The organism is Kitasatospora sp. NPDC054768 (assembly GCF_053612025.1).
The window spans coordinates 42,789-67,235 of the sequence record NZ_JBSHBN010000031.1; the positions used below are offsets into that span (position 1 = coordinate 42,789).

19 protein-coding genes and 1 pseudogene are annotated in these 24,447 nt (G+C 75.4%); 10 read left to right on the forward strand and 10 right to left on the reverse strand.

The window, feature by feature from the left end; translation table 11 throughout:
• Positions 1-100: 100 nt before the first annotated feature.
• The 4 genes from ACWGKU_RS12595 to ACWGKU_RS12610 all read right to left on the reverse strand — a co-directional run bounded on the left by ACWGKU_RS12595 (position 101) and on the right by ACWGKU_RS12610 (position 4,621).
• The gene (locus tag ACWGKU_RS12595) at positions 101-2,506 is read right to left on the reverse strand and encodes an RICIN domain-containing protein (protein ID WP_452179168.1); all 2,406 of its coding nucleotides are present in this window, start codon (positions 2,504-2,506) and stop codon (positions 101-103) included.
• A gap of 227 nt (positions 2,507-2,733) precedes the next feature.
• Positions 2,734-3,300, reverse strand: coding sequence for a rhodanese-like domain-containing protein (locus tag ACWGKU_RS12600; RefSeq protein ID WP_452179169.1), 567 nt, complete (start codon positions 3,298-3,300; stop codon positions 2,734-2,736).
• Positions 3,301-3,470: 170 nt separating this feature from the next.
• Positions 3,471-4,220, reverse strand: a complete 750-nt coding sequence (locus ACWGKU_RS12605) for a sulfite exporter TauE/SafE family protein (protein ID WP_452179170.1) — start codon at positions 4,218-4,220, stop codon at positions 3,471-3,473.
• Positions 4,217-4,621 carry a rhodanese-like domain-containing protein gene (locus ACWGKU_RS12610; protein WP_452179171.1) on the reverse strand — a complete coding sequence of 135 codons (405 nt, stop codon included), beginning with the start codon at positions 4,619-4,621 and terminating at the stop codon, positions 4,217-4,219. Before ACWGKU_RS12610 ends, ACWGKU_RS12605 begins: the two co-directional genes overlap by 4 nt.
• Before the next feature lie 343 nt (positions 4,622-4,964).
• Between ACWGKU_RS12610 and ACWGKU_RS12615 the strand changes: the two genes are divergently transcribed.
• The 3 genes and pseudogenes from ACWGKU_RS12615 (at position 4,965) to ACWGKU_RS12625 (ending at position 7,257) form a co-directional block, all read left to right on the forward strand.
• Entirely contained in the window at positions 4,965-6,353 is a 1,389-nt protein-coding gene (locus ACWGKU_RS12615) for a rhodanese-like domain-containing protein (protein WP_452179172.1), read from the forward strand.
• A 535-nt stretch (positions 6,354-6,888) separates the two neighbouring features.
• Positions 6,889-7,058: pseudogene (locus tag ACWGKU_RS12620) on the forward strand (ATP-binding cassette domain-containing protein); the annotation flags it as partial.
• A gap of 76 nt (positions 7,059-7,134) precedes the next feature.
• Positions 7,135-7,257 carry a hypothetical protein gene (locus ACWGKU_RS12625; protein ID WP_452179184.1) on the forward strand — a complete coding sequence of 41 codons (123 nt, stop codon included), beginning with the start codon at positions 7,135-7,137 and terminating at the stop codon, positions 7,255-7,257.
• Positions 7,258-7,360: 103 nt separating this feature from the next.
• Here the strand turns inward: ACWGKU_RS12625 and ACWGKU_RS12630 are convergent, their stop codons facing one another.
• Positions 7,361-8,212: a class I SAM-dependent methyltransferase gene (locus tag ACWGKU_RS12630; RefSeq protein ID WP_452179173.1), complete on the reverse strand. Its 852-nt coding sequence runs from the start codon at positions 8,210-8,212 to the stop codon at positions 7,361-7,363.
• Between the two features lie 248 nt (positions 8,213-8,460).
• Here ACWGKU_RS12630 and ACWGKU_RS12635 point away from each other — a divergent pair, with 248 nt between their 5' ends.
• The gene (locus ACWGKU_RS12635) at positions 8,461-11,730 is read left to right on the forward strand and encodes an ATP-binding protein (protein ID WP_452179174.1); all 3,270 of its coding nucleotides are present in this window, start codon (positions 8,461-8,463) and stop codon (positions 11,728-11,730) included.
• Positions 11,731-11,757: 27 nt separating this feature from the next.
• Here the strand turns inward: ACWGKU_RS12635 and ACWGKU_RS12640 are convergent, their stop codons facing one another.
• A complete protein-coding gene (locus ACWGKU_RS12640; RefSeq protein ID WP_452179175.1) occupies positions 11,758-13,008 on the reverse strand; it encodes a cytochrome P450 in 1,251 nt (416 codons plus the stop codon).
• Positions 13,009-13,241: 233 nt separating this feature from the next.
• Here ACWGKU_RS12640 and ACWGKU_RS12645 point away from each other — a divergent pair, with 233 nt between their 5' ends.
• The 6 genes from ACWGKU_RS12645 (at position 13,242) to ACWGKU_RS12670 (ending at position 19,407) form a co-directional block, all read left to right on the forward strand.
• On the forward strand, positions 13,242-14,183 hold the full coding sequence (locus ACWGKU_RS12645) for a TIGR01777 family oxidoreductase (protein ID WP_452179176.1): 942 nt from the start codon (positions 13,242-13,244) through the stop codon (positions 14,181-14,183).
• 125 nt (positions 14,184-14,308) lie between these two features.
• Complete coding sequence (locus tag ACWGKU_RS12650) at positions 14,309-15,190, forward strand: hypothetical protein (protein WP_452179177.1); 882 nt, start codon at positions 14,309-14,311, stop codon at positions 15,188-15,190.
• A 166-nt stretch (positions 15,191-15,356) separates the two neighbouring features.
• Positions 15,357-16,397 carry a helix-turn-helix transcriptional regulator gene (locus tag ACWGKU_RS12655; protein ID WP_401050091.1) on the forward strand — a complete coding sequence of 347 codons (1,041 nt, stop codon included), beginning with the start codon at positions 15,357-15,359 and terminating at the stop codon, positions 16,395-16,397.
• A 150-nt stretch (positions 16,398-16,547) separates the two neighbouring features.
• Positions 16,548-17,198, forward strand: coding sequence for a hypothetical protein (locus tag ACWGKU_RS12660; RefSeq protein ID WP_452179178.1), 651 nt, complete (start codon positions 16,548-16,550; stop codon positions 17,196-17,198).
• Entirely contained in the window at positions 17,198-17,845 is a 648-nt protein-coding gene (locus ACWGKU_RS12665) for an RICIN domain-containing protein (RefSeq protein ID WP_452179179.1), read from the forward strand. Before ACWGKU_RS12660 ends, ACWGKU_RS12665 begins: the two co-directional genes overlap by 1 nt.
• A gap of 398 nt (positions 17,846-18,243) precedes the next feature.
• On the forward strand, positions 18,244-19,407 hold the full coding sequence (locus tag ACWGKU_RS12670; protein ID WP_452179180.1) for a hypothetical protein: 1,164 nt from the start codon (positions 18,244-18,246) through the stop codon (positions 19,405-19,407).
• 199 nt (positions 19,408-19,606) lie between these two features.
• On the opposite strand, the gene ACWGKU_RS12675 is transcribed toward ACWGKU_RS12670, so the two are convergent.
• From ACWGKU_RS12675 to ACWGKU_RS12690, 4 genes are all read right to left on the reverse strand, one after another.
• A complete protein-coding gene (locus tag ACWGKU_RS12675; RefSeq protein ID WP_452179181.1) occupies positions 19,607-20,041 on the reverse strand; it encodes an SRPBCC family protein in 435 nt (144 codons plus the stop codon).
• 67 nt (positions 20,042-20,108) lie between these two features.
• Positions 20,109-22,409 carry a condensation domain-containing protein gene (locus ACWGKU_RS12680; protein ID WP_452179182.1) on the reverse strand — a complete coding sequence of 767 codons (2,301 nt, stop codon included), beginning with the start codon at positions 22,407-22,409 and terminating at the stop codon, positions 20,109-20,111.
• 63 nt (positions 22,410-22,472) lie between these two features.
• Positions 22,473-23,261: a 3-oxoacyl-ACP reductase FabG gene (gene fabG, locus ACWGKU_RS12685; RefSeq protein WP_359913699.1), complete on the reverse strand. Its 789-nt coding sequence runs from the start codon at positions 23,259-23,261 to the stop codon at positions 22,473-22,475.
• Between the two features lie 59 nt (positions 23,262-23,320).
• On the reverse strand, positions 23,321-24,139 hold the full coding sequence (locus ACWGKU_RS12690) for an AfsR/SARP family transcriptional regulator (RefSeq protein WP_380554358.1): 819 nt from the start codon (positions 24,137-24,139) through the stop codon (positions 23,321-23,323).
• Positions 24,140-24,447: the final 308 nt, after the last annotated feature.

Consider the following 24,447-nt stretch of genomic DNA (forward strand, 5'->3'; position numbering starts at 1 on the left):
GCGCGCGGCGGCACCCCCGGCGGCGCAACCTCCCCGGGGGGCGCCGGGATCGCGCCCGGCCGGGTGGGGCCGGCCGGCCGCGGGTGGGGCGGTGTGGGGGTCAGTCGGTGACGGTCGCGGTCGCGGAGCGGCCCGGGGCGAGGGTCACGGTGGTGGAGGTGTAGGTCACGCCGTCGACGGTCGTGGTGCGGGCCTCGCGCGGCGCGCCGTCGACGGTGACGCGGGCGTGCTGCCCGGGGAAGCGGGCCTCCCAGGTCAGCCGCTCGGTACCGGTGTTGGTGACGGTGCTGCGCTGGGTGCCGTCGTGGCGGACGGTCACCGTGCCGGCGCCCACCGGGATGCCCGCGACCTGGAGCCAGCCCATCGAGGAGGGCAGCTGCGGGGCGGTGGTGAGCGCGTGGCCGGCGGCGTCCGGGGTGACGCCGAGCAGGCCCTGGACGGTCTGGGCGAGCAGGGTGAACGGGACCTCGGGGTAGTCGCCGTTGAGCATCGCGCCGCTCACGTGCGGCTGGCCGGTGCTCTCGTAGATGTGCCGCATCCACTTCCAGGCGGTGGTGCCGTCGTGGTTGGCGAAGAAGGCGTCCGGGAGGTAGGTGTAGGCCTCCAGGTTGGCCGAGCGCTCCGGGCCGGAGTCGGCGGCGTCGACGGCGGCGAGGAAGCCGTCCCGGCGCGGGCCCGGGTCGAGCAGCCGCTTGACCGGCATCAGCACGCTCGCCTCGTAGCCCCAGCCGGTGATCGGCTTGCCGGTGGTGTCGTAGCCGTGGACGACCTCGCCGGGCTGCGAACCGTCCACGCTCCAGGTGGAGTTGACGTACGTGTGCAGCTGGTCGGCGGCCTTCCGGTAGCCGGCGGCGGAGGCGGCGTCGCCCCGGGCCTCGGCCAGTGTCGTGGCGGCGAGGTAGGCCTGGTACTGGGCGCCGACCGCGTCGCCCGCCTCGGCGTAGGTGCGGGTGGCGTTCTCGGCGTAGCTGGCGGTGCCGGCGAAGATGCTGCGGCTGGTGGCCTGCGGGATCGGCACCCCGCCGTTGTCGACCGGGCCGGGGCGGGCGGCGATGAACGGGCCGAGGGTGTTGCGGACGTAGCGGCCCAGGCCCGGGTCCTCGGCGTAGTCCCGGTCGCCGGTCCAGCGGAAGGCCTCGCCGGCCTGCTGGACGAGTTCGAACGGCGCGGGCAGCTCGCGGACGAAGCGGTCCGGGCCGCGGTAGTCGATGGCCGCGTAGCTGCGGGCGTCGAAGTTGAGCGCCCAGACCGGGTAGAGCCGGTTGACGTCGGTGGCGGAGGCCGCGAAGCCGCGCAGCATGGTCTTGTTCTCGGCGTCCAGCCCGAGCAGGTGGGCGCCGACCAGCTGGTGGGCGAAGTCACGGCTGTAGAAGGCGGAGCGGAACGGGTAGCCGGCCCAGTAGGAGGCGTCGTAGGTGGTGGTGCCGGTGCCGCCGGGGTGGTTCTCGTCCTGGTCGAGCACACCGGTGGCGCCGGGCTGCTGGACCCAGCTGTTGGCCTTGGTCTTGGCCCAGTCGAAGAGGGCGACGACCTCGGGGTCGGAGGAGCTGATCACCGGGTCGTTGGGGGCGGACGGGGCGACGGCGGCGTCGTCCACGTTGACCCAGCCCGTCGGGGAGGAGCCGATGGTGAGGGCGAGCCGGTCGCCGGCGGCGACCCGCACCCGGGGGAGGGTGTACTTCGCGTAGGTGGACTGCTCGGGCAGCGGCAGGGAGCGCACCACGGTGCCGTTGACGCTCACCGAGAGGCTGCCGCCGGCGCCGCCCGTCGCGATCCAGGCGGACAGGTCGTAGGTGCCCGCGGTGACGGCGGTGACCTGCTGGCTCACCGTGTAACCGGGGCCGGCGTCGAGGTAGGCGAGGCGGCTGCCGCCGTGCGGGTTGTTGGTGGCGGTGCCGGTGTGGGCGGTGAAGGTCCAGCCGGCGGCGGTGGACGGGGCGCCGGTGGCGGAGGCGCCGCTCCCGTCGCTCTGCTCGAAGCCGGGGTCGGCGAGGACCAGCGGCTCGGTGCGGGTGAGCGTCCAGCGGTGGGCCGGGCGGTGGTCGCAGTGGTGGTTCGCCGGGGCCGGGTCGGCGGTCAGACAGGCGCCGGTGCCGCGGACGGCGAGGGTGTAGGTGCCCTGCGGAGCACGGGAGACCGTGAAGCGCTCGGCCTCGGGGGCGGAGCCGCAGTCGGCGGTGGCGGGGCGGCGGTCCGGGCCGCCGAGGGTGAGGCAGCGGCCGCTGGCGGCGTTGACCAGGAGGTAGTCGCCGCCGGTGCGGCGCAGCTGCCAGCGCTGGCTGAGCAGCCGTCCACAGGCCGCGCCGAGCACCGGGGTGCCGGGGGCGGGCTGGGCGTACTGGGGGCCGAGGCAGGAGCCGTCCAGCGCGGAGCCGAGCAGGTAGCTGCCGCCGTCGACGAGCGGTGCTCCGGCGGCGGCCGGGGCCGGGGCGGCGCCGAGGGCCTGGGCGGTGAGGACGGCCAGGAGGGCGAGACCGGTGGGTAAGGCGCGGGGGCGGGGCGGCATGGCGGAGCTACCTCCGGTCGGTCGGTGGCGTGATGGCGTTGGAACGTTCAAATCGGGTGGGAAAGCCGAGCTATGATGCATCGCATGTGATGGGTGACATTTCACATGGTTGTTTCGGTCGCGTCAACGGGATGTGCGGTAAGGGCTTCCGGGAGGTGACCGGGACGAATGGTGAAGGCTCCCGCCCGACGGGGGTGGGCGGGAGCCTTCACGTCCTGGGGTGGGGTTCAGCGCTTCAGGGTGGCGAGCGTCTCGTCCAGGCTCGGCGTGCCGGAGCGGGGCCGGTTGTACGGGAACTTGGAGAGCATCGATCCCATCGCGCAGGTGTTGGTCAGGGCGGAGAAGGCCAGCCCGCCGCCGACGGCCGCGGAGACCCAGCGGGCGCCCGGCAGGGCGAGGTCGATCAGCACCCCGGCCAGCACCAGCGAGCCGGCCACCAGGCGGACCTGGCGGTCCAGTGCCCACACCCGGCGGGCGCCGGCCACCTGGTCCAGCGGCCGGCCGGCGTTCGCCCAGGCGTTGGTGCCGCCGGTCAGGGTGAGGGTCGGGACGCCGGCGTCGGACAGCCGGCGGCACGCGTTGTCGGCGCGCGGCCCGGCGGCGCAGACGACGGCGATCTCGCCGTGCGCGGCGGCCCCGCGCAGCGCGGGCAGGGCGCGGTCCAGCTGGTCGAGCGGGACGTTGAGGGCGCCGGGGATGTGGCCCGCGGCGTACTCGCCGGGGGAGCGGACGTCGATGAGGGTGAGCTGCCCGAGGCGGGGCTGGAGCTGCTCGACGGTCAGCGGCGTGGTCATGGGGGTGTGGGGTCCTCTCGGGAAGGGGGTGTGGGTGGGGATGGGGGTCGGGGGCTGGGCGTCGGGGGCTGGGCGTCGGCCCGCCGCGGTGGCGCCGTGGTCGGCCCGTTGCGGTGGTCGGCCCGGCGTGCTGAATCAGGCCGGCGTGCTGATCGGCCCGGCGTGGTGAATCAGGCCGGCGTGGTGATCAGCATCAGCGCGGCGACGGCGAGCAGGGCGACGGCGAAGGCCTTCCGCAGGGTGCGCCCGCTGAGCTTGTCGGCCAGCCGCTTGCCGTCCCAGGCGCCGAGGATCGCGGCCCCGGTGAAGGGGGCGGCCACGGCCCAGTCGATCGCGCCGGTCGCGCCCAGGCGGGGCAGCAGGGCGGCGAGCGAGTTGGCGGTGATGACCAGCAGGCTGGTGCCGACCGCCTCGGCCATGGTGAAGGCGAGCACCGAGACCAGGGCCGGTACGGCGAGGAAGCCGCCGCCGACGCCGAGCAGTCCGGTGACGGCGCCGAGCCCGGCGCCCGCGGCCGTGGAGCGGCCGAGTCCTGCGGCGGAACGTTCCTGCGCCTCGACCTTGGGCGGCCTCAGCATCCGGAAGGCCGCGAGCGCCGCCAGCACCGCGAAGGCGCCGGTCAGCAGCGCGCCCGGCAGGTGGGCGGACAGCGCCCCGGCGGCCGCGGCGAGGGGCAGTCCGGCGGCGGCGAACAGGCCGCCGGTGCGCCAGCGGACCCGGCCCGCCCGGGCGTGGGCGATCAGGCCGGTCAGGGAGGTCGCGGCGACGATCACCAGGCTGGCGGTCGTGGCCAGCGCCGGGCTGAAGCCCAGCAGGTAGACCAGGGCGGGTACGGCGAGCATGCTGCCGCCGCCGCCCAGCCCGCCCAGGGCGAGCCCGACCACCGCGCCAGCGGCGAGTGCCAGGAGCAGCGTGGTCATATCACGTGCCCGGCGCTTCCGTCGGGCGTGGTGACCGGGAGCCCGGACAGGGCCCAGGCGTTCATGCCGCCGGCCATGTTCAGCACCTCGACGCCGCGCTGGGCGAGCAACTCCGTGGCGCGCCGGGAGCGGTGGCCGGAGCGGCAGATCGCCAGCACGGTCCGGCCGGCCGCCGCGGGCGGCAGCGGGACACCGGCGACCAGGCCGATCAGCGGCTGGTGCAGCGCGCCGGGGGCGTGCCCGGCGGCGAACTCGGCGGCCTCCCGGACGTCGAGCAGCACGGCGGCGCCGGTGCGGGCGAGTTCGTGGGCCTCGGCGGGGGTGGTCCGCCCGTGGGTGCGGTGTCCGTGGGTGCGGTGTTCGTGGGGAGCGGACCCGTGGGCGTGCGGCAGCAAAGGCATGCGGTGTCTCCAGTGGTGCAGACCGGACCGCACTGGTCCGGCAGGTCGGGGGCGGCGCGGGCGTCCGTACGGGCCCGGTGGCCCGGTACGGCGGCGTGACCGGTGCGTCCTCGGCCCCGCCCGTATCGGCTCGGCGGCGGTGGCCGGCCCCCTCGATGGCTTCACCATAGTACCCCCGGGGGTATTATCGAAATCGTTCGGACATACCCCCGCCCGTATCGGCTCCCGAAGCCGTATGCTCGCAAATATACCGAGGGGGGTATCACGATGGCGCTGTGGCGCCCAGGAATCCGGCTTCGCCAACCAGGAGAAGGCCGAGGCCCGACCCGGAGGAGACAACCCCGTGATCTTCAGCCAGTACTACCTCGACTGCCTCTCCCAGGCCTCCTACCTGATCGCCGACGAACGCACCGGCCAGGCCGTGATCGTCGACCCCCGCCGGGACGTCGACGAGTACCTCGCCGACGCCATGGCACGTGGCCTGACCGTCGTCGGCGTCATCAACACCCACTTCCACGCCGACTTCCTGGCCGGCCACCTCGAACTCGCCGCCCGCACCGGCGCCTGGATCGGCTACGGTCACCGCGCCGAGACCGAGTACCCCATCCGCAAGCTCGCCGACGGAGAGCGGATCGAACTCGGCGACGTCACCGTCCAGGTCCTCGAAACCCCCGGCCACACGCCCGAGTCGATCAGCATCCTGGTCTTCGAGCAGCCCGACGACACCGTCCCGTACGGTGTGCTCACCGGCGACGCGCTGTTCATCGGCGATGTCGGCCGCCCCGACCTGCTCGCCTCGGCCGGCGTCACCGCAGCCGAACTCGGCGCGATGCTGTACGACAGCGTCCACCGCAAGCTGCTCACTCTGCCCGACGAGACTCTCGTCTTCCCCGCCCACGGTGCCGGCTCGGCCTGCGGCAAGAACCTCTCCACCGACCGCCAGTCCACCATCGGGACGCAGCGACTGACCAACTACGCCTGCCGTCCCATGGATCAGGACACCTTCGTCCGCATCGTCACCGCCGGCCAGTCCACCGCCCCCGCCTACTTCGGCCACGACGCCGCCCTCAACCGGCAGGACCGCCCGCTGCTCGATCCCACGAACACAGCCCGGCCCCTGTGCCCCGAAGGCTTCAAGGAGGCCCGTTACGCGGGCGCCGTCGTCCTCGACGCCCGCAGCCCCCAGGACTTCGGCGCCGGACACATCCGCGGCGCCATCAACGTCCCCGTCGACGGCCGCTTCGCCGAACAGGCCGGCACCGTCCTCACCCCCGACAGCACCATCGCGATCATCGCCCCGCAGGACCGCGAGGGCGAGGTCGTCACCCGCCTCGCCCGCATCGGCTTCGACCACATCGCCGGCTACCTGCGCAACCCCGGCAACGCCCTGCCCGCCCTCGCCGACGAGGTCACCCCCGCCGGCCGCCTCACCGTCGACCAGCTCCGTACCGCCCTCACCGACACGCAGCCCCCCACCGTCCTGGACGTGCGCACCTGCGGCGAGCGCGAAACCGGCTCCATCGAAGGATCCCTGCACATCCCCCTGACCGAACTCCCAGGCCGCCTCGACGAGATCCCCACCGGCGGCCCCCTCGTCGTCCACTGCGCCAGCGGTCACCGCTCCTCCATCGCCGCCAGCCTGCTGCGCCACCACGGTCACACCGAGGTCTCCGACCTCCTCGGCGGCTACGATGCCTGGCACACCCTCATCCACCCGGCTCAAGCATCATGACGTACCGCCAGTTGAGGCCGGGACGTCCCGTTTCATCGTGCGTGCACGAGGCTTGGACCAAGGGCGAGCCTCACTCGCGAACCGGACGACCCCGTCGTCGGTGGTGATCAGGTCGTCGGCCTCGGCTCGGTGATGACGAGGCCGCTGTTCAACGGGGGGCCGGGCCCGGGGTCTCTTGACCCGCTGTTCGGGGCATCGCCATGATGGGCCGTCATGTCGTGACTCCGCCGAGGGGGGAAGTCCGGTCCGAATCCGGCGCTGACCCGCAACGGTAGGCCGCCGACCCCGCGTCGGCGGCGAGCCCGAGTACCCGTCGGCGGAGGTGTGCCACCCCTCCTCCCGTCGTGGTCTGCGGGCCGGAGCCCGCTGGCCCCTCGGTGCTCGCCGACGCCTTCCGGGCCCCTGCGTGCGGGCCCGGAAAGGCATCCCATGCCCGCCGTTCGCCGCTCCCTCGGCCCGCTCCCTCGGCCCGCTCCCTCGGCCCGCTCCCTCGGCCCGCTCGCGATACCCGCCCTCGCCACCCTGTTCCCGGCGGCGCGACGTCGACCTCCACATCCCGGAGGGCGAGCTCTGCCTGGTGGTCGGCCGCACCGGCGCCGGCAAGTCCACTCTGCTCGGCGCCGTCAACGGCCTCGTGCCGCACTTCACCGGCGGTACCTGCGCGGGCGCGTAACCGTGGACGGCCGCGACACCGCCCACCACCCCACGTGGGTGCGGGACCGGGACGGCGGGCTGACCGTCGACAACGTGCTGGAGACGCTGGACGGCCCGCCGCGGGAAGGTGAACGCCAACGGGCACCTCTCGGTCCGGACCGGGGACGCCTGGGTCCTGCACACCACGGACGACAAGGTGGCGATCAACAGCAACCTGCGCGTCCACGGGGCGTTCCGGGCTGACAGCTGACAGCTGACAGCTGACGGCCCCTTCGGCGGCCCCCGCTCCCCGGATCACCGGATCACCGGGGAGCGGGGGCCCGCCGGTCGTCGGACGGGCGCGGCGGCGGGGCTCACATCCGGCGGACGCGCAGCACGCCGGTCAGCATCGGGAGGGTGAACTCGCCGGAGCCGGTCTCCGGTCGGTCGGCGAGATAGGCGTGGGTGGCGTCCAGCAGGGCCTTCCGCTCCTGCTCCGGCATGACCAGGACGCCCGCCTTCGTCGCGAGGGTGGCGGCGAGGGACTCCGCGGTCCGCTGCTGCCCGTGCGGGAACTCCGCCTGCTCCGGCGAGTCGAACCACGCGCCCCCGCCGGACCTGGGCAGGTGCATCCGCGCCGTCTCGGTGCGCCAGCCGGCGGGCACGTCGCGCGGGCCGATGGCGGCGGGGCCGGTGACGCGGGCGAGGTCGGCCACCCAGTCGACTCCGTCGTCGAAGACGTTCCACAGGCCGGCCAGCACACCGGCGGGCGCGAGGACCCGGGCGATCTCCGGGCCCGCGACGTCCATGTCGAACCAGTGCATGGCGTTGCCGGACACCACCGCGTCGACGGAGCCGTCCGCCAGCGGGATCGCCTCGGCGCTGCCCGGCAGCGCGCGCACGTCCGGCAGTGTGCCGCGCAGCTCGGCCAGCATCGCCGGGTCGGGCTCGACCGCCACGACGTCGTGGCCGAGGGCGACCAGCGTGGCGGTGAGCTTGCCCGTCCCGGCGCCGAGGTCGAGCACCCGCGGGCCCGGCGCGGTGTCGAGGGCCCAGCGCACGGCGGCCCGCGCGTAGTCCGGGCGGTGCTCGGCATAGGCGACCGCCGCCCTTCCGAACGACGAGCCGTGCAGCCGCCGTTCGTCCTGTGCGGACGGCTGCCCGGTGCGCAGGTGGCCCGGTGCGGCGTCCTGGTGGTGCCCGGTGGTGCGGTCGGTCCCCGTCATCGAAGCTCCTTCGGATCGGCGGTCTGTGCCGGGTGGGTGCACAGCGCGCTGCGGCCGACCGGGGTCGACCCGACCCGGACGGCGCGATGTATCGGTCCGATGTATCGAACCGATACATCGAGACCCTAGGCACCGGAGTGCCGCGGCACAAGGCCCGCGTCCGCTGACCGGGGATCAGGACCGGTGCGCGGGCGGGTGGTCGCGGAGCCCGGCGACGGCGGCCCGTGGGTGATCGCTAGCCTGACGCGGTGACGATCGAACTGCGGATACTGTCCACCGTCTCCTGCCGGGGTGAGGAGGTCACCGCCCCCGGGTTGCGGGGGCTGCTCGCGCTGTTGGCGCGGGAGGTGCGGGGCGGGTGCGGCCGGGGGAGCCTGCTGGACGGGCTGTGGCCGGAGGACGGGCCCGAGCGGCCGGAGAAGGCGCTGCAGGTGCTGGTGTCGCGGGCGCGGGCGAAGTTCGGGGCGGACCTGATCGTCAGCACGCCGACCGGGTACCGGCTGGGGCTCGGGGAGGAGCGGGTGGACGCCTCCGCCGTGCTGTTGCACGCCGCCGCCTGCGCCGAGAAGGCGCGGGCCGGGGACCACGCCGGGGCGCTCGCCGAGGCCGAGACGGGGCTGGAGCTCTGGGAAGGCGAGAGCGGGCCCGCCGACCCCGACGGGACGGACCCGGTGTCCGCGCTGCGCGTCGAGCGGGACCCTACCCGCCGGGCGTTGCGGCGTGGCCGGGCGCTCGCGCTGGCGCGCACCGGGCTGCACCCGGAGGCCGTCGAGGCGCTCGCCGAGGAGGCCGCCGGGCAGCCGAGGGACGAGGAGGTGCTGCTGGAGCTGCTGCGCAGCGAGGCCCGGACGGCCGGGGCGGCGGCCGCGCTGGGCCGGTACGACCGCTACCGCCGCGGCCTGCGGGACACCCTGGGCGCCGACCCCGGCCCCGAACTGCGGCAACTGCACCAGGAGTTGCTGCGCGGCGAGGCGGCGCCGGTGCGGCGCGGGGTGCCGCACGAGCCGAACGCCCTGGTGGGCCGGGAAGCCGACCTCGTCGCCGTGGCGGAGCTGCTGGGCGCCGCCCGGGTGGTGTCGGTGGTCGGCCCCGGCGGGCTCGGCAAGACCCGGCTGGCCGCCGCCGTGGCACGCGCGGCGACGCAGCGGGTGGTGCACCTGGTGCCGCTCGCCGCAGTGGCTGCCGACCGGGACGTGGCCGGGGCGGTCGCGGCCTCGCTCGGCACCGGGGACCGGGCGGGGATCGCCGGCGCCCTGGGCCCCGGGCCGGTGCTGCTGGTGCTGGACAACTGCGAGCAGGTGGTGCGCGGCGTCGCCGACCTGGTGCGGGCGCTGGTCGCGGCCCGCCCCGACCTGCGGGTGCTCACCACCAGCCGCACGCCGCTCGGGATCTCCGCCGAATCGCTGTACCTGCTCCCCGAGCTGGACCGGGCGGCCGCCGTCGAGCTGTTCGCCCTGCGGGCCCGCGCGGCCCGGCCCGACGTCGAGCTGCCCGTCGGTCCGGTCGCCGGCCTGTGCGCCCGGCTGGACGGGCTGCCGCTGGCGCTGGAGCTGGCGGCGGCCCGGGTGCGGGTGCTGACGGTGACCGGGATCGCCGACCGGCTGGCCGACCGCTTCGCCCTGCTGCGCGGCGGACCGCGCGACGCGCCGCAGCGCCACCGCACCCTGCAGGCCGTGGTCGACTGGAGCTGGAACCTGCTGGACCCGCCGGGCCGGGCCGCCCTGCGCGCGCTGTCCGTCTTCCCCGGCGGTTTCACCGCCGAGGCGGCGGAGCGGCTGCTCGGCGCCGCCGCCGACAGCACCGGTGCCGACGTCCTGACCGTCCTGGAGGACCTGGTCGACCAGTCCCTGCTGCGCCTGGCCGACACCCCGAGCGGCGGACGGTTCCGGATGCTGGAGACGGTCCGCGAGTTCGGCGCGGCCGAGCGGACGAAGGCGGCGGAGGACGAGACCGTCACCGCCGGATTCCTCACCTGGGCACGGGAGTTCGGCATCGCCCACCACGACGGCCCGTTCGGCCCGGCGGCCGTGCCGCAGTGGCGGCTGGTCCGGGCCGAACAGGACAACCTGGTCCGCGCGCTGCGCCTGGCCCTCGCCGCCGGGGACGGGCCGACGGTCGCCGCCACCGCCGCCGTCCTCGCCGGGCTGTGGACCGCCGAGGGCAACTATGTCCGGCTGCTCGCCCTCGCCGAGGACACCGGCGGCCCGGTCTCCCGGCTGCGCCCCGGGCCCGAACTGCTGGAGCCGGTGCGCACCCTCACCGCGCTGAGCACCGTCAACACCCTGCTCGCCGCGGGCGGCGGGCTCGGCACCGGCACCGGCGCGCTGCGCCTGCTCGCCGCCCTGCGCCGACTGCCCCCGGCCGCGCCGGACACCCCGGTCCGGGCGATCGCCACCGTGATGGCGGCCGTCCCCGAGGTGCTGGGCTCCACGCCGGACGGTCCGGACGGCGCTGTGGACGGCGCTCTGGACGGCGGCGCGCTGGCAGTCCTGTGCGCCGCCCCGGAACCGCTGCTCGCCGGTGTGGCCGAGGCGGTGGCCGGCTACCGGTGGGAGCGCGCCCAGGAGACGGAGCGGGCGACCGCCTCGGCGCGGCGGACGCTGGCGGCCGTCGAGGCGCTGCCGGTGCCCTGGCTGCGGGTGCTCGCGCTCGCCCGCCTCGGCGAACTGCACCTCCAGGGCGAGCGCGGCGCCGAGGCGCTGCCGCTGCTGCGTGCGGCGATGGCCGAGCTGGACCGGCTCGGCGACTGGAGCGACATGCTGGGCCTGCGCTGGGGCATGGTGATCGGCAGTCTGCAGGCCGGGGACCCGGACGGTGCCGAACACTGGCTGGAGCTGGCGGTGCGGCACCGGCCGGCCGATGCCGTCGACCTGCTCACCCCCGAGCTGGGCGCCCGGGCGGAGATCGCCCTCGCCCGGGGCGAGGTGCGGACCGGGCTGGCGCTGTGGCGGCGGTCCGTCGCCATGGTCACGCGTGCCGCGGAGCCGCCCGCGGAACTGCTCGCGCGTGCCGCGGAGTTGCCCGCGGAACTGCTCGCCCGCGGTGCGGAGCCGCCCGCGGAGCCCCTCCCCGACCCGTCCTGGGCGCTTGAGCTGGTGGCGGCCTGCGTGGCCGCGCACGCCCGGCACGGCGAGCCGGACCGGGTGGCCGCCCTGGCCGCCGGACTCCCGGAGCGGCTGGCCGAACTGCTCGACCGGCCGGCCGCCCTGGTGGAGGGCCCGCTCGCCGGGGCGCTGCTGCTGGCACTCGGCCTGGCGGCGCTGGACCGGGGCGCCCGCGACGGCGATCCCGAGCGGACCAGGGCGGGCGTGCGGCTGGTCGTGCTGGCCGAGCGGTTCCGCTGCCTGCGCAACTTCCGGCCGACCATGGGCTCGGCGGAGGCCCGGGCCGAGGCCGAGCGGGCCGACCCGGGGGAGTGCCGTCGGGCGATCGCCGAGTACGGGGCGGCGGACCGCACCGCCCTGGCGGCCGAGGCCCGCCGGCTGGCGGGCGTCCGACCGTGCGGTCCGGACGCCTGAGATCCGGCCCGCCGCGACGGCAGCCGCTCAGAGCCGCACCGGCAGCCGCAGCAGGTGGAAGCCGTCGGCCGGCCAGTGGCCGAACTCCAGCTCGTCCCGGGCGACCCCCAGCGCCGCTTCCGGCCGCCGGATCACCACCCGCTCCAGCACCACCGAGGTGACCAGCCGGCCGAGGGCCGCGCCCAGGCAGTAGTGCGCGCCGTGGCCGAACGCCAGGTGGCCGTCGCCACGTCCGAACTCCCGGGCGATGTCCAGGCGTTCGGGCGCCTCGCCGTACTCCTGCGGGTCGTGGTCGGCGGCCAGCAGGGCGACGGTGACCGGGTCGCCGGCGCGCAGCGCCGTCCCGGCGAACTCGAAGTCCTCGGCCGCGTACAGGGTCGCGCCGATCCGGACCAGGGTGATGTGGCGCAGCAGTTCGGGGACGGCCCGCTCCAGCAGCTTCGGCTCGGCGCGCAGCCGGGCCAGCTGGTCGGGGTGGTCGAACAGGGCGAGCAGGCCGTGGGCGAGGAACAGGGCGGGCGGGGTGATGCCGGTGTTGATCAGCAGGACGACGATCGAGATCAGGTCGTCCTCGTCCAGCGGCTGCTCGCCCTCGCGGGTGTCGTGCACCAGGGCGGAGACGAGGTCCTCGGTGCGCTCGGAACGGCGGCGGGCGACCAGTTCCCTGACGTGGTCGACGATGCCGACCAGGCCCTCGATCATCCGGCTGCCGTCGCCGTACGCGAAGTCGCGGATCCAGTCGCAGACCCGGGGCCGGTCGGCCTCCTCGACGCCGACCAGCTCGCAGACCAGGTGGGTGGTCAGCGGGTAGGCGAACTCGCCCAGCAGGTCGGCCGGTTCGTCCCGGGCGGCGAGGCCGGCCAGCAGCTCGTCGGCGGTGCGCTCGACGAAGCCGCGCAGGGCGGCGATCCGGCGGGCGGTGAAGGCGCGGGTCAGCGGCGCGCGGCGGCGGGCGTGCTCCTCGCCGTCGAACAGCGCGAGGTGACCGGAGAGGTACTTGGCGTACTCGGCCGGGAAGCCGTCGAAGGCGGCGGCCATCAGTTCGTCCTGCGGGTCGGATTCGGCGCCGGCCGGGGCGGCGATGCCCGTGCGGTCCCGGACCAGCCGCGGTTCGGTGAGGGCGGCCTTGACGTCGGCGTAGCGGGTGACCAGCCGGACCGGGGTGTCCAGGCCGGGCAGGACGACCTGGGGCAGTTCGCGCTGTCCGCGGAACCGGGCGTAGGCGCCGGCGGGGTTCTCGATGTCCTCGGGGGTGAGCCGGACGGGGGTGGTGGTCATACCGGGTGCTCCTTCAGCGCTCTGCCGCCTCGTGGCGGGCTCTCCGATGGCCAGGAGCTTGCCGGGGTCCGCCTTCAACGCGGTTTCAGCACGGTTTCAGTCGCCCGGGGGCGGCGGGTCGGACGGCGGGTCCGAGGACGGATCGAGCGGCAACGGATCGAACAGTAGAATTGAACGCGTTCAGAAGGGTGGGCTAGGCTGGTTCCGAGGAACCGAGGCACGAGGGGGAGCCCATGAAGGTCGTCATTCCCGGCGGATCGGGTGCGCTCGGGGCGCTGCTCGACCGGAGCCTGACCGCCGCCGGACACGAGGTCGTCGTACTGAGCCGCAGGCCCGCCGGGCCCCGGCAGGTCGGCTGGGACGGGCGGACCCTCGGCGCCTGGGCGGCGGAGATCGACGGCGCCGACGTCGTGCTCAACCTCGCCGGGAGCAGCATCAACTGCCGCTACACGGAGGCGAACCGGCAGGAGATGATGGACTCCCGGGTGCGGTCGACCCGGGTCGTCGGCGAGGCCGTCGCGGCCGCCCGCCGCCCGCCCGCGTCCTGGCTCCAGATGAGCACCGCCACCGTCTACGCCCACCGCCACGACGCCCCCAACGACGAGCGGGACGGCCTGATCGGCGGCAGCGAGCCCGACGCCCCGCCCGCCTGGCGGCACAGCATCGACGTCGCCCGGGCCTGGGAGCGCACCCAGGCGGAGGCCGACACCCCGCACACCCGCCGGGTCGCGCTGCGCACCGCCGCCGTCCTCGGCCCCGAACGCGGCGGCTCCCTCGACGCGCTCTCCTGGCTGGCCCGGCTCGGCGCCGGCGGCCCCGTCGCGGGCGGCGCCCAGTACGTCTCCTGGATCCACGAGCGGGACTTCGCCCGCGCCGTCGAGTTCCTGATCGCCCGTGAGGACCTCACCGGCCCGGTCAACCTCGCGGCCCCGAACCCGCTGCCCCAGCGCGAGTTCATGCGCGAGCTGCGGGCCGCCTGGGGCATGCCGCTGGCCCTGCCCGCCACCCGCTGGATGGCCGAGCTGGGCGCCTTCGCGCTGCGCTCCGACACCGAGCTGCTGCTGAAGAGCAGGCGCGTCGTCCCGACCCGCCTGCTCGACGCCGGCTTCGCCTTCGACCACCCGAGCTGGCCGGAGGCCGCCCGTAACCTCGTCCGGCGGCTGCGCGGGCGGTAGCCCGCCGTCGAAGCGCGGCGCCGAGGCTTCGTCACGGGGCCGTCACAGCTCTCCGCCGACGCTTGCCCGGGCCCGGCGGCTCCCGGGAGCCTGGAGCCACACACCGGGGGACACCAGGGGGCGGGATGCGGACGGTACGGCTGGCGTTCATGCGGCAGTGGGGAGGCAACATCGGGATCGGCCTCGCGCTGGCCGTGGTGGCGATGCTCGCGCTGGTCGGATCCGGTGCCACCGGCCCGGGCGAGGCCACCCTGATCGGGGCGCTGATCGCCGTCGCGGTGGCCGTCGCGGTGCCGCACACCTGCTGGCTGCGGGAGGACGAGCAGGGCCTCACCCTGGTCCGGCTGCTGGTTCCGCGCCGCTACGCCTGGTCGGAGATCCGCGGCCTGGCCATGGAGTTCGGGGAGGAGGTCGAGACCAGCGGCCACCACGTCACCCTCCGGCTGCGCCTCGCGGACCCGCCGGGCCGGTTCTGGGGCCCGCGCCTCGGCCGGATCGACGTCACCGAGGACGACCTGCCGCGCGGCACCGAACCGCGCGCCCTCGCCGAACTGTTCGCCCTGTTCGGCCGGCGCGGACTCCCCGTCGACCGGCCGGAGTTCGCGAACGAGGTGCTCCACGTCCGCGGGCTGCCGCCGCTGCCGTCCCGGCCGGTGCGCACCGTGCCGGCCGGGACGGTGCCCACGGCGGCCCAGGCCTACGCGGCCGCCCCGGGCGTCGAGGAGGAGGAGAAGGACCTGGCCGCCCGCCGGAGCACCGCCAAGAGCCCGCCCCGCAAGCGGCGCGAGTACCTGCTGCGCACCGCCGCCCGGGCCGACCGCCTGGCGCTGGCGGACGGTGACGAGGACACGGGGCAGGTGGTGGGGGCACGGATCGCGGCCGGTAACCTGACCGAGCACGACGGCGTCACCGCCGACGGCGACGACGCGCGCGCATACGTCCGCCAGCAGTACCTGGACTGGCGCCGGACCTCCGCCCGAGTGCGGCGCGGAGAGCGAAGCAGATGATCCGTGAGCATTTCTGACGATACGCCACCCTGTGCGGATCCGGACCTCCGTGCGCGGGAGGCGGGCGTGCCCGGACGCGTGGGTACGAGTGCGAACGGCATGCTAGTTTCCCGGCATGGGGCGATGCAGGGCTCGTGGGGTGGCGGCACGGTCGGCGATCGAGGGGATGCGGGAGCTCGCGGGGGCGGGGCTGACGGCTTCGGAGGTCTTCCGGCGGGCGGATGAACTGCTGCGCCCGGTGCTGGAGTTCGACGCGGTGTGCTGGCACACCGCGGACCCCGCCACCGGGCTGGTGAACTCGGTGCAGAGCGAGGACCTCACCCTCGACGAGTTCGAGCACGCCGTGCGCCTTGAGGTGTGGGCGGACGACGTCGCGACCTTTCCCAAGATCCGGCGCAGCGGGGTGCACGCCGAGACGCTGAGCCGGGCGACCCGGGGGCGGATCGAGGAGAGCGTACGGTTCCGGGAGCAGGTGGCGCCGGCCGGGTTCGGGGACGAGCTGCGGGCGGTGTTCGACGCGGCGGGCGGCATGTGGGGGTGCGCGGCGTTCCTGCGGGCCCCGGACCGCGGCCCCTACCTGGAGCGACACCGCGAGCTCGCCGACGTCGCCGCCCGGCACCTGGGCCATGCGCTGAGGGCGTGCCACGTGCCGGCCGGGGCGGCGGTCGGCGTTCCGGCCGGGCCGGATCCCGGTCCTGCGGTGCTGGTGCTCGACCGGCGCAACCGGCTGCAGGCCCTGTCCGGGCCGGCCGAGGAACTGCTCGCCCGGCTGGCCGACCCGACGCCGTCCTCGCTCACCGTCCCGACCAGCGTGGCGATGGCCGCCGAGCATGCCCGCCGGACGGCGCACGGGCTGGTCGTACCGCAGCTCCCGGTGCGGGTGCGGACCAGGGACGAGCGGTGGTACCTGCTGCACGGGGCCGCCCTGCGCGGTGGCGAGGCGGAGGACGCGGTGACGGTGGTGGCCTCGCTCGCCTCGCCGGCCGAGGTGATGCCGCTCCACCTGGCCGCGTTCGGGCTGACCGCCCGCGAGCAGGAGGTGGCGTTGCTGCTGGTGCGCGGCGGTGACACCAGGGACGTGTCCCGGCTGCTCGCGATGACGCCGTACACGGTGCAGGACCACCTGAAGTCGGTCTTCACCAAGACCGGCGTGGGCAGCCGCCAGGAGCTGACCGCGCGGATCATGCTCGGCGAGGGACGCTTCTGATCCGCGCCCCGGTCGAGTGCGCCCCGCCGCGCGCCCCCAGAAATCTGGGATGGAGGCGGCCCCGCCGCGACCGTGAAGATTTCCTTCACGAGGTTCACGTCATGCACATGGCGTCTCGCAGCGCACCCCTTCCACCGGAGGAGCATGCTCATGAGTTCGCGCACCAGGCGCACCAGGCGCACCAGGCGCACCGTCGTCACCTCGGGGGTCGCCGCGCTCGTCGCGGTGACCGGACTCGGCCTCGGCGCCGCGCCCGCGCACGCCGATCCCGTACCGCCGACCACCACCTGCGACCCGGCCCGTGACGTCTACTGGGACGACGTCGTCTCGGCCCGGGTCGAGCCGACCATCACCGACTTCCTCGCGGTCGCGATCGTCCCGGGCACCACGGGCAGCTACACCAAGACCCTCAGCGAGGTCACCTCGGTGAGCACCACGGTCAACTCCAGCGCCGAGATCGGCACCGAATTCAAGGCGATCTTCGCCAAGGTGAGCGTCAAGGTCGGATTCTCGGTGTCCGACTCCCAGTCGACCACCCGCACCACCACCGTCAGCGAGACCGTGAACTTCAACAGCCCCGGCTACTACGGCCTCTACCGCGGCACCCGGAAGGTCACCGGTCAGTGGGTGCGCTACGTCTGTGCCCGCGCCGGCAGTACCGGCTACTGGATCAACACCAGCCCGAACGGCCCGGGCTCCTTCACCACCTTCGACGTCCCGGAGCTGGGCACCGTCTCCTGTGCCCACCCGGAGACCGCCGGTTCCCTGCGCGCGGCCGCCCGCGCGCGGCTCGTCTGCTGATGACCAGAACCACCGAACCCGCCCGGCCCGCCCACTGCGAAAGCGAGTCCACGATGCCCCACCCGCACCGTCAGCGCTCCCGCGCCCGCCGCCCGCTGAACGTCCTCGGCACGGTGGCCGCCGCCGGCGCCCTGCTGTTCACCGCCGCCCCCGTGGCCCTGGCCGCCCCCGCGTCGGCGGGCGCCCTCGCCGGCGATCCGGCGAGCAGCTACTCCTGCGATCCCGGGCTCTACCGCATCAACACCGCCGGCAACAGCCGGCCGCTGACCGTCGCGCTCTCCTCCGGGAACCACGGCTCGATCATCCAGTACTTCTGGGGCAACGAGTCGAACCAGAAGTGGCGCGTCTGTCGCAAGCACACCTCCGACGGCAGCGATCTGGTGTACTTCCAGGACGCCTGGCGCGGCTGGTGCATGGCGGTCGACCGGTGGGGTACGGAGAGCGGCACCTGGATCCTCACGGTCGGCTGCGGCGACGACATCCCCGCGAACCAGTCGTTCCGGGTGGCGAAGGTGGCGGGCACCAACCTGTTCGCGCTGCAGGCCCAGCACTCCGGCAAGTGGGTCGCCGCCTCGGACCACAGCGACGAGATCCGCCAGGTGGTCCAGGACAGCACGCCGGACCTCTTCTACCTCCAGGCCGTCTGATCACCCGTCCGTGACACCGTCGGCGGGGCAGGCCGCTTCGACCCCGCAAGGGGCCGGACGGAACGGCCGCCCCGCCGACGAGCCGACCGTTCCGGACGGGGAGTCTCGCACCGCCGACGCCGAGCAGGGAGTCTCGCACCGCCGACGCCGAGCGGGGGAGAGGGCGGCGCCGGGCGCCCGCGGCGCAGTCGCGAACCGCGCCGGTCCCGGCGTAGGGCCCGCGCGTGCTGCGCCCTGTCATGTGCCGTAGGAACGTTCGACGCGGCGTCTACCGCGGGTCGGCGTTTGTCGCCCAGCTCCCCCGAGGCCGCCCCGGCGCGCTCCGGCCACCTCGTACGCTGGCGGCCGCCGATGCGAACGCATCGTGCGCACAAGGGGAGGAACGCGTGAAATCGCTCATGAGAAGGGCCCGTTGGCTGGGCGCGGCGGCCAGCGCGGGGCTGCTGGCGCTCGTGCCCGGGGCCGCCACCGCGGCGCAGCCGGTGACCGCCGGGGCCGCGGGGAGCGCCGTGACCGCCGGGACCGCCCGCACCGTCACCGTGGGGTGGTCGGCCCCGGTCGCCGCCGTCACCCCCGACGGTGCCAAGGCCTATGTCGGGGTCATCGACGACGACAGCGGCCGCACGACGGTCCTCAAGGTCGTCGACACCGTGACCGGCGCGATCACCACCCGACTCACCCTGTCCACGGCCCCGTGGACCTACGTCGGCTCGCTGGCCGTCAGCCCGGACGGCACCCGGCTGTACGCGGCCGTCGGAACCTCCCGCCTGGTCACCGTCGACACCGCCGACGACACCGTCGTCGCCGACGTCCCGATCCCGGACCAGCCGCGCCCCGACGGGTACGTGCCCGGCACGGTCGGCTCCCTCGTGGTCGCCCCCGACGGCGCCGGCGTCTACCTCGCCCAGCGCGGGCCGCAGCAGCGCTACGGCGCCCGGCCGGGCCGCGTCCTCGCCTACTCCACCGCCGCCCGGGCGTTCACCGCCTCGCTCGACCTCGCCGACTTCGGTGTCGGCTCGATCGTCCTGCGCCCCAACGGCCAGGACGCCTACGTCACCACCGCGGCCGGTCTGGTCCACCTGGCCACCACCCCCACCTCGCTCACCACCGTCCGAACCTTCACCGAGGGCCACGGGGCCGGCGGCAGCGCGGTCCTCGGCCCCGACGGCAGCACGCTGTACGGCATCGGCGGCTCCGATTCCGACTACATCGTCGACACCGCGACGGACACCGTCACCTCGGGCTTCCACTTCGCGCCGGGGCACGGATCCCTGCGGGCCCCCGTGATCAGCCCGGACGGGCGCCGCCTGTACGTGGTCAGCCAGAACTCCGGCATCATGGGCCCGGGCACACCGTTCCCGCCCGGCCCGTACTACTCCAGCGTGATCCTCTCCTACGACACCGAGGCCGGCGCCCTCGTCCCCGCCGAGGCGGTTTACCCGCCGAGTGTGGGACTGACCTCCACCCTGAGCCTCGGCCCCGACGGTCGCACCCTCTACCTCGCCGGCGACATCTCCCCGACCGTCGGGGTGCGCGCCGGCCTCGACATCATCACCCGCTGACACCGCTGACACCGCTGACACCGCCGCGGCCCTGACGGCCGCCGGGCCCTGAGGGCTCGGCGGGTCCGTCGGGGCCGGGTCCGACGACACGGCAGCGATCGACGGGGCGGAACGGGTGCCGACGGGCCGGGAGGCAGAGGCACCCGACGAGCCGGCGAACCGTACGGCGACCCGGCGGGTGCCCGTTCCGCCCGGCCGCCTACGCCCCGAGCAGGTGGTCCAGCACCCGGCCGAAGACCAGGCGCCCCGTCCGGGCGAGGAGGGGATCGAGCAGTCGCGGCACGCCGGCGACCGTCAGCTCCTCCGTCCAGACCGCCGCACTGCCGCCGCCCACCGCCCGGACCCGCAGCTCGGCCCAGCCCCGCACCGGCCGGCCGCGTTTGACCAGCAGGCACCGCCCGTCCTGCCCGGGGCCGGGGGCGACCGGCTCGGTGAGCTCCATCGGGTCGTCGAAGCGCAGCGGTCCCAGGGCCGTCCGGGCCAGGACGACGTCGCCGGCCGCCCGGCCGGTGCCCCGGACCACGGAGACCCGGGTGAACGGCACCCGCTCCCCGTGCCGGGGCCAGGCCGTCAGCCGCTCCCAGCACTCGGCGGGCGGCAGCGGCGTACGGCGGATCAGGACGAAGCGGGCCACGGTCGTCACCCTAGCCGCGGCCGACCCCGGGCCGCAGCGCGGCGGCTCCAGCGACGGTGCGGCGGCTCTAGCGGCGCCGCGGCAGCTCGCCCAGCAGGCCCGCCACCGCGGCCAGGTCGCCGCCCCGGTCGAGCAGCACCACCAGCGGCGGGTGGTGCGCCGGCGCGCCCAGTCGGGCGATCTCGCACGCGGTGACGCCGAGCCCCGGCGGGGCGACCAGGGCGATCGGCGCGCGGGACTCCAGCAGCGGGCCGAGCACCGGGCGGTACGCGGCCGCGGGCGGGGCGCCCCCGGCGGGGCGCAGCACGCCGAGGGCCTGCGGGCCCGGCCAGCCGCGGGCGGCGCCGGGGTAGCGGGTGTGCGGGGCGCCGGTCGGGGGCAGCAGCAGGACCCAGCCCGCGCCCGGGCGGGCGGCCCGGCGCAGCATGTCCAGCCGAACCGCCGGGGCGGCCGGATCCCCGCCCGGGGAGCCGGTGCCCGCGGGCTCGCCCAGCCGGGGCGCCGGCCGGCCGGCCAGGGTGGTCCGCAGGACCTCGGTGGTGCCCAGCCCGCTCGGCAGGTCCGGGAAGGAGCGCAGCAGGTGGGTGCTCTGGTCGAGCAGCTCGGCGGCGTCCCGGTCGGCGAGCAGGGCGCGGTCGTGGGTGGTGGTGAGGACCAGCCCGCCGGTGGCGTCGTAGTGGGCGGCGAGCGTGATCGGGTAGGAGGTGAGGGTGCCTGCCGGGACGGGGCTCTCCACGTGGATGCCGTGCGCGGCCAGATCGGTCTCCAGCCGCAGGTGGTGCGCCGTGGCGGGCCGGTGCTCCAGCACGACCAGGGAGTTCGGCCGCTGCCCGCGCGCGCCGGGTGTCCAGCGGTGGGCCTGGCCGGGCGCGACCCACTCGTAGGCCGCGAGGTCGAGCACCCCGTCGCGCAGTGCCGCGAGGAGCTGCGGCACGGTGGTGCCCGGCTGCACCCGGACGGAGATCGGCAGCGGGTTGCGCAGGGCGCCGGGCAGTCGGTCGATGCCGTCCAGCGGGATGCCCCGGCCGGAGACCGTCACCGCGAAGCCGACCCGCACCGCCCGGGCCGGGCGGCGGGGTCGGTCGCTCTGCTCGGCGCGGTACAGCAGCAGCGCCCAGGCCGCCTGGAGCGCGCTGCTCTCGCCCGCGCCCCAGGCGGCCGCCCAGCCGCGCAGCCGGACCGCCTCGTGCGGGGTGAGGCGGCGCCGGGCCCGGCCGCTGCCGCGCCGGTGCGGATCGGGGGCGAGCGGCAGGACGGGGGTGGCGGGCGGCCGGGTGGACCAGAACTGCCGTGCGGCGTCGGTGCCGCGGCCGGCCAGCCAGCGGGCGTGGTCGCGCAGGTCGGGGCGGCGCTCGCCGCCGGGCAGGACGCCGCCGGTCAGGTAGGCGCGGTAGAAGGACTGGAGCAGCAGCCGCACGCTCCAGCCGTCCAGCATCGCGTGGTGGTAGGTGAGCAGCACCCGGGTGGTGGGGCCGTCCTCGGCGTGCGGCGGGTCGTCGACGAGGGTGGCGCGCAGCAGGGCGGGGCGGCGCAGGTCGAAGCCGCGCCGGCGGTCCGCGGCGAGCAGGTCCTTCCAGTCGGTGGCGTCGTGCCGGTGCCGGGTCACCTCGGGGGCGGCGTGCTCGTGCAGCACCATCCAGGGGTCGTCGGTGCCGTCCTCGTCCCAGTCGAAGGCCGCGCGCAGCACCGTCTCGTGGTCGAAGACGGACTGCCAGGCCGTGGTGAAGCGCTCGGTGTCCAGTGGCCCGTGCCAGTGCCAGGACAGCTGCTCGACGTGCCGCCCGGGGGGCCCGGCCGCGCCGATGACCTGGCGCAGCAGCTCCCGCTGGAGCGCGCTGGTCGGCACGGTGACCGGCTCCGGCGGGTGCGCCAGCGCCTCGCGCAGTTCCTCCAGTACCCCGGCGGCGCGCGCGGGCGGGCCGGACGCGATGCCGACGAACAGCCGCCGGCCGCCGCCCGGGGCACTGCCGTGGCCGGCGTCCTCGACCAGCACCGCCCGCAGTCGGGGACCGGCGGCCAGGCTGCGCCCGAGGTCGGCGAGCACCTGGTCGAGCGCCTCCGGGCCGTCCACCGTCCGCTGCCACAGCAGTTCCGTCGCGGGCCCGGGGGAGTCCTCGGCGGCGACGGTCCGCAGCGCGGCGCGCAGGGCCTGCGCCGGGTACGTCCGGTGCAGCTGGGCCAGGACGAACTCCGGTGCCCGGCCGCGCCGTTGGGCGGCCTGCCGGGGCCGGGAGGCGGTGCCGGCCAGCGCGGCGCGCACCGCCCCCGCGTCCAGCGGCCCGGGCGGACGGCCGACGGGCAGGCAGGGCGCCGGGGCGCCGGTCACCCGCAGGGTGACGGGTGCGCTGGAGAACTGACGGTTCGTCATGGCTGATCAGCGGGCACCGGAGCCCTCATCCTTCCCGTGGGCCGGCCAGGATCGCGCCGGGGGTTACTGGGTGGCGAGCCCGCCGCAGACGTTCAGCGCCTGGGCGGTGATGCTGGCCGCGGTGGGGCTGGTGAGGTAGCCGGCCAGCGAGGCGACCTCCTCGGGCGTGGTGTAGCGGCCGAGCGGGATGTGCGTCGTGAAATGCTGGTGGATGGTCTCGGGGGTGGTGTTGTAGGCGGTCGCGTACTCGTGGTGGATCCTGGCGGTGTGCGGGGTCTGGACGTACCCCGGGCAGATGGCGTTGACGGTGGTGCCGGTCGGCGCCAGCTCCTTGGCCAGCGCCCGGGTGAAGCCGATCACGGCGTGCTTGCTCGCGGTGTACGGGGCGCCCAGGGTGACGGCCTGCTTCCCGGCGGTGGACGCGATGTTGATGATCCGCGGGTGCGTGGTGGTGGTGATGTGGCCGTGCCGGAGGGTCTCCCGGGTGACCAGGAAGACGGCGTTCAGGTTGGTGTCGATGACGTCGTACCAGAGGTCGTCGGTGGTGGTGGCGGTCGGGCCGCCGCCGGTGCGGCCGGCGTTGTTGACCAGGACGCTGATCGGGCCGTGCTCGGCCACCGCGTGCCGGATCAGTTCGCCGACCTGGGTGGGGTCGCGGACGTCGCAGGTGAGGCCGTGGGCCTGGTGGCCCTCGTCGCGCAGGGTGGCGAGGGCCTGGTCGATGTCCTTGGCGGTGCGGGCGCAGATGAAGACACGGTGGCCGCGGCTGCCGAGTTCGCGGGCGATGGCGAGGCCGATGCCGCGGGTACCGCCGGTGATCAGGGCGAGGGGTTTCTCGGGTGCGGTGGTCATGACGCGTCCTGTGGGTGAGGGCTGGGAGAGGTCTGCGGGGACGGCCGTCCGGACGGGGCTCAGGCCGAGTACAGGTTGTAGGTGGTCGGGTGGGCCGTGGTGGGCGTGTTGAGGGTGGGGTCCAGGGTGAGGATCGCGTGCTGGAGGTGCTGGAGGTGCGGGGAGGGCTGGATGCCGAGTTCGCTGGTCAGCCGGTGCCGCAGGTGGTGGTAGGCGGTCAGGGCGCTGGTCTGCCGGCCGGCCCGGTAGAGCGCGACCATGGCCTGGGCGTGCAGGCCCTCGTGGTGCGGGTGCTGGTGGGTGAGGTGGGTGAGCTCGGGGATCAGCTCGTTGTGCCGGCCGAGCCGCAGGTCGGTGTCGATGCGGCGCTCCAGGGTGATCAGCCGGCTCTCCTCCAGCCGCATGATCTCGATGGTGAGGATCGGGCCGGGCCGGACGTCGACCAGGGCGGGTCCGTGCCAGAGGGCGAGGGCCTGGCGGAAGTGGGTGGCGGCCTGGTGGTCCTGGCCGTGGTTGAAGGCGTGCTGGCCCTGGGTGGTCAGCAGGTTGTAGGTGTGGACGTCCAGGTTGTCCGGGTGGGTGGTGAGCTGGTAGCCGCCGTGCCGGGTGGTGAGGATGTCCTTGGCGGTGGTGTGCGGGGTCGGCCCGAGGGCCTGGGTGATCCGGCGGCGCAGTTGCAGGATGTACGTCTGCATGGTGGTGAGCGCCTGTCTGGGAGGGTCGTCGCCCCAGATCTCCTCGATCAGGGTGGCCGTCGGCAGGATCCGGTTCGGGTAGAGCGCCAGGAGGGCGAGGATCTGGCGTTGCTTGGCGGCGGTGGGGACGACGGAGATGCCGTTGAGGTCGGCGGTGAGGGGGCCGAGGACCCTGAGGTGCATGGCGGTTCTCCTCTCGTGCGGGGGGTCGGGGACTCGTGGAGCCGGTGACGCGTGAAGGCGGGGACTCGTTGCCGCAGGGACCCGTGGATGCGTGGACCCGGTGGAGGGAGCGGTGCGCCGCGGGGACGGCAACCTCGTTCGTGCGGAAGGGCGTTCGAGTCAGCGGGATGGTGGGGTGGACGCGTCGCACCCTAGTTGCGCCCGGCGGCGGTGGCCGGATTCCTCAAGTGCCCGTCGAGCGGGGTTCCGGGCGCTCTGGTGGCGGCTTCCGGCGGACGGCAGCGGGGGGGCGCCCCCCGGGAGTGGGG

Excerpts from the sequence above, each read along its gene's own strand:
- ACWGKU_RS12605 (WP_452179170.1), bottom strand. The coding sequence starts at position 4,220 with ATGACCACGCTGCTCCTGGCACTCGCCGCTGGCGCGGTGGTCGGGCTC.
- ACWGKU_RS12660 (WP_452179178.1), top strand. The coding sequence starts at position 16,548 with ATGAGTTCGCGCACCAGGCGCACCAGGCGCACCAGGCGCACCGTCGTC.
- ACWGKU_RS12640 (WP_452179175.1), bottom strand. The coding sequence starts at position 13,008 with ATGACCACCACCCCCGTCCGGCTCACCCCCGAGGACATCGAGAACCCC.
- ACWGKU_RS12670 (WP_452179180.1), top strand. The coding sequence starts at position 18,244 with ATGAGAAGGGCCCGTTGGCTGGGCGCGGCGGCCAGCGCGGGGCTGCTG.
- ACWGKU_RS12690 (WP_380554358.1), bottom strand. The coding sequence starts at position 24,139 with ATGCACCTCAGGGTCCTCGGCCCCCTCACCGCCGACCTCAACGGCATC.
- ACWGKU_RS12665 (WP_452179179.1), top strand. The coding sequence starts at position 17,198 with ATGACCAGAACCACCGAACCCGCCCGGCCCGCCCACTGCGAAAGCGAG.
- ACWGKU_RS12600 (WP_452179169.1), bottom strand. The coding sequence starts at position 3,300 with ATGACCACGCCGCTGACCGTCGAGCAGCTCCAGCCCCGCCTCGGGCAG.
- ACWGKU_RS12645 (WP_452179176.1), top strand. The coding sequence starts at position 13,242 with ATGAAGGTCGTCATTCCCGGCGGATCGGGTGCGCTCGGGGCGCTGCTC.
- fabG (WP_359913699.1), bottom strand. The coding sequence starts at position 23,261 with ATGACCACCGCACCCGAGAAACCCCTCGCCCTGATCACCGGCGGTACC.
- ACWGKU_RS12650 (WP_452179177.1), top strand. The coding sequence starts at position 14,309 with ATGCGGACGGTACGGCTGGCGTTCATGCGGCAGTGGGGAGGCAACATC.
- ACWGKU_RS12655 (WP_401050091.1), top strand. The coding sequence starts at position 15,357 with ATGCGGGAGCTCGCGGGGGCGGGGCTGACGGCTTCGGAGGTCTTCCGG.
- ACWGKU_RS12630 (WP_452179173.1), bottom strand. The coding sequence starts at position 8,212 with ATGACGGGGACCGACCGCACCACCGGGCACCACCAGGACGCCGCACCG.
- ACWGKU_RS12610 (WP_452179171.1), bottom strand. The coding sequence starts at position 4,621 with ATGCCTTTGCTGCCGCACGCCCACGGGTCCGCTCCCCACGAACACCGC.
- ACWGKU_RS12595 (WP_452179168.1), bottom strand. The coding sequence starts at position 2,506 with ATGCCGCCCCGCCCCCGCGCCTTACCCACCGGTCTCGCCCTCCTGGCC.
- ACWGKU_RS12680 (WP_452179182.1), bottom strand. The coding sequence starts at position 22,409 with ATGACGAACCGTCAGTTCTCCAGCGCACCCGTCACCCTGCGGGTGACC.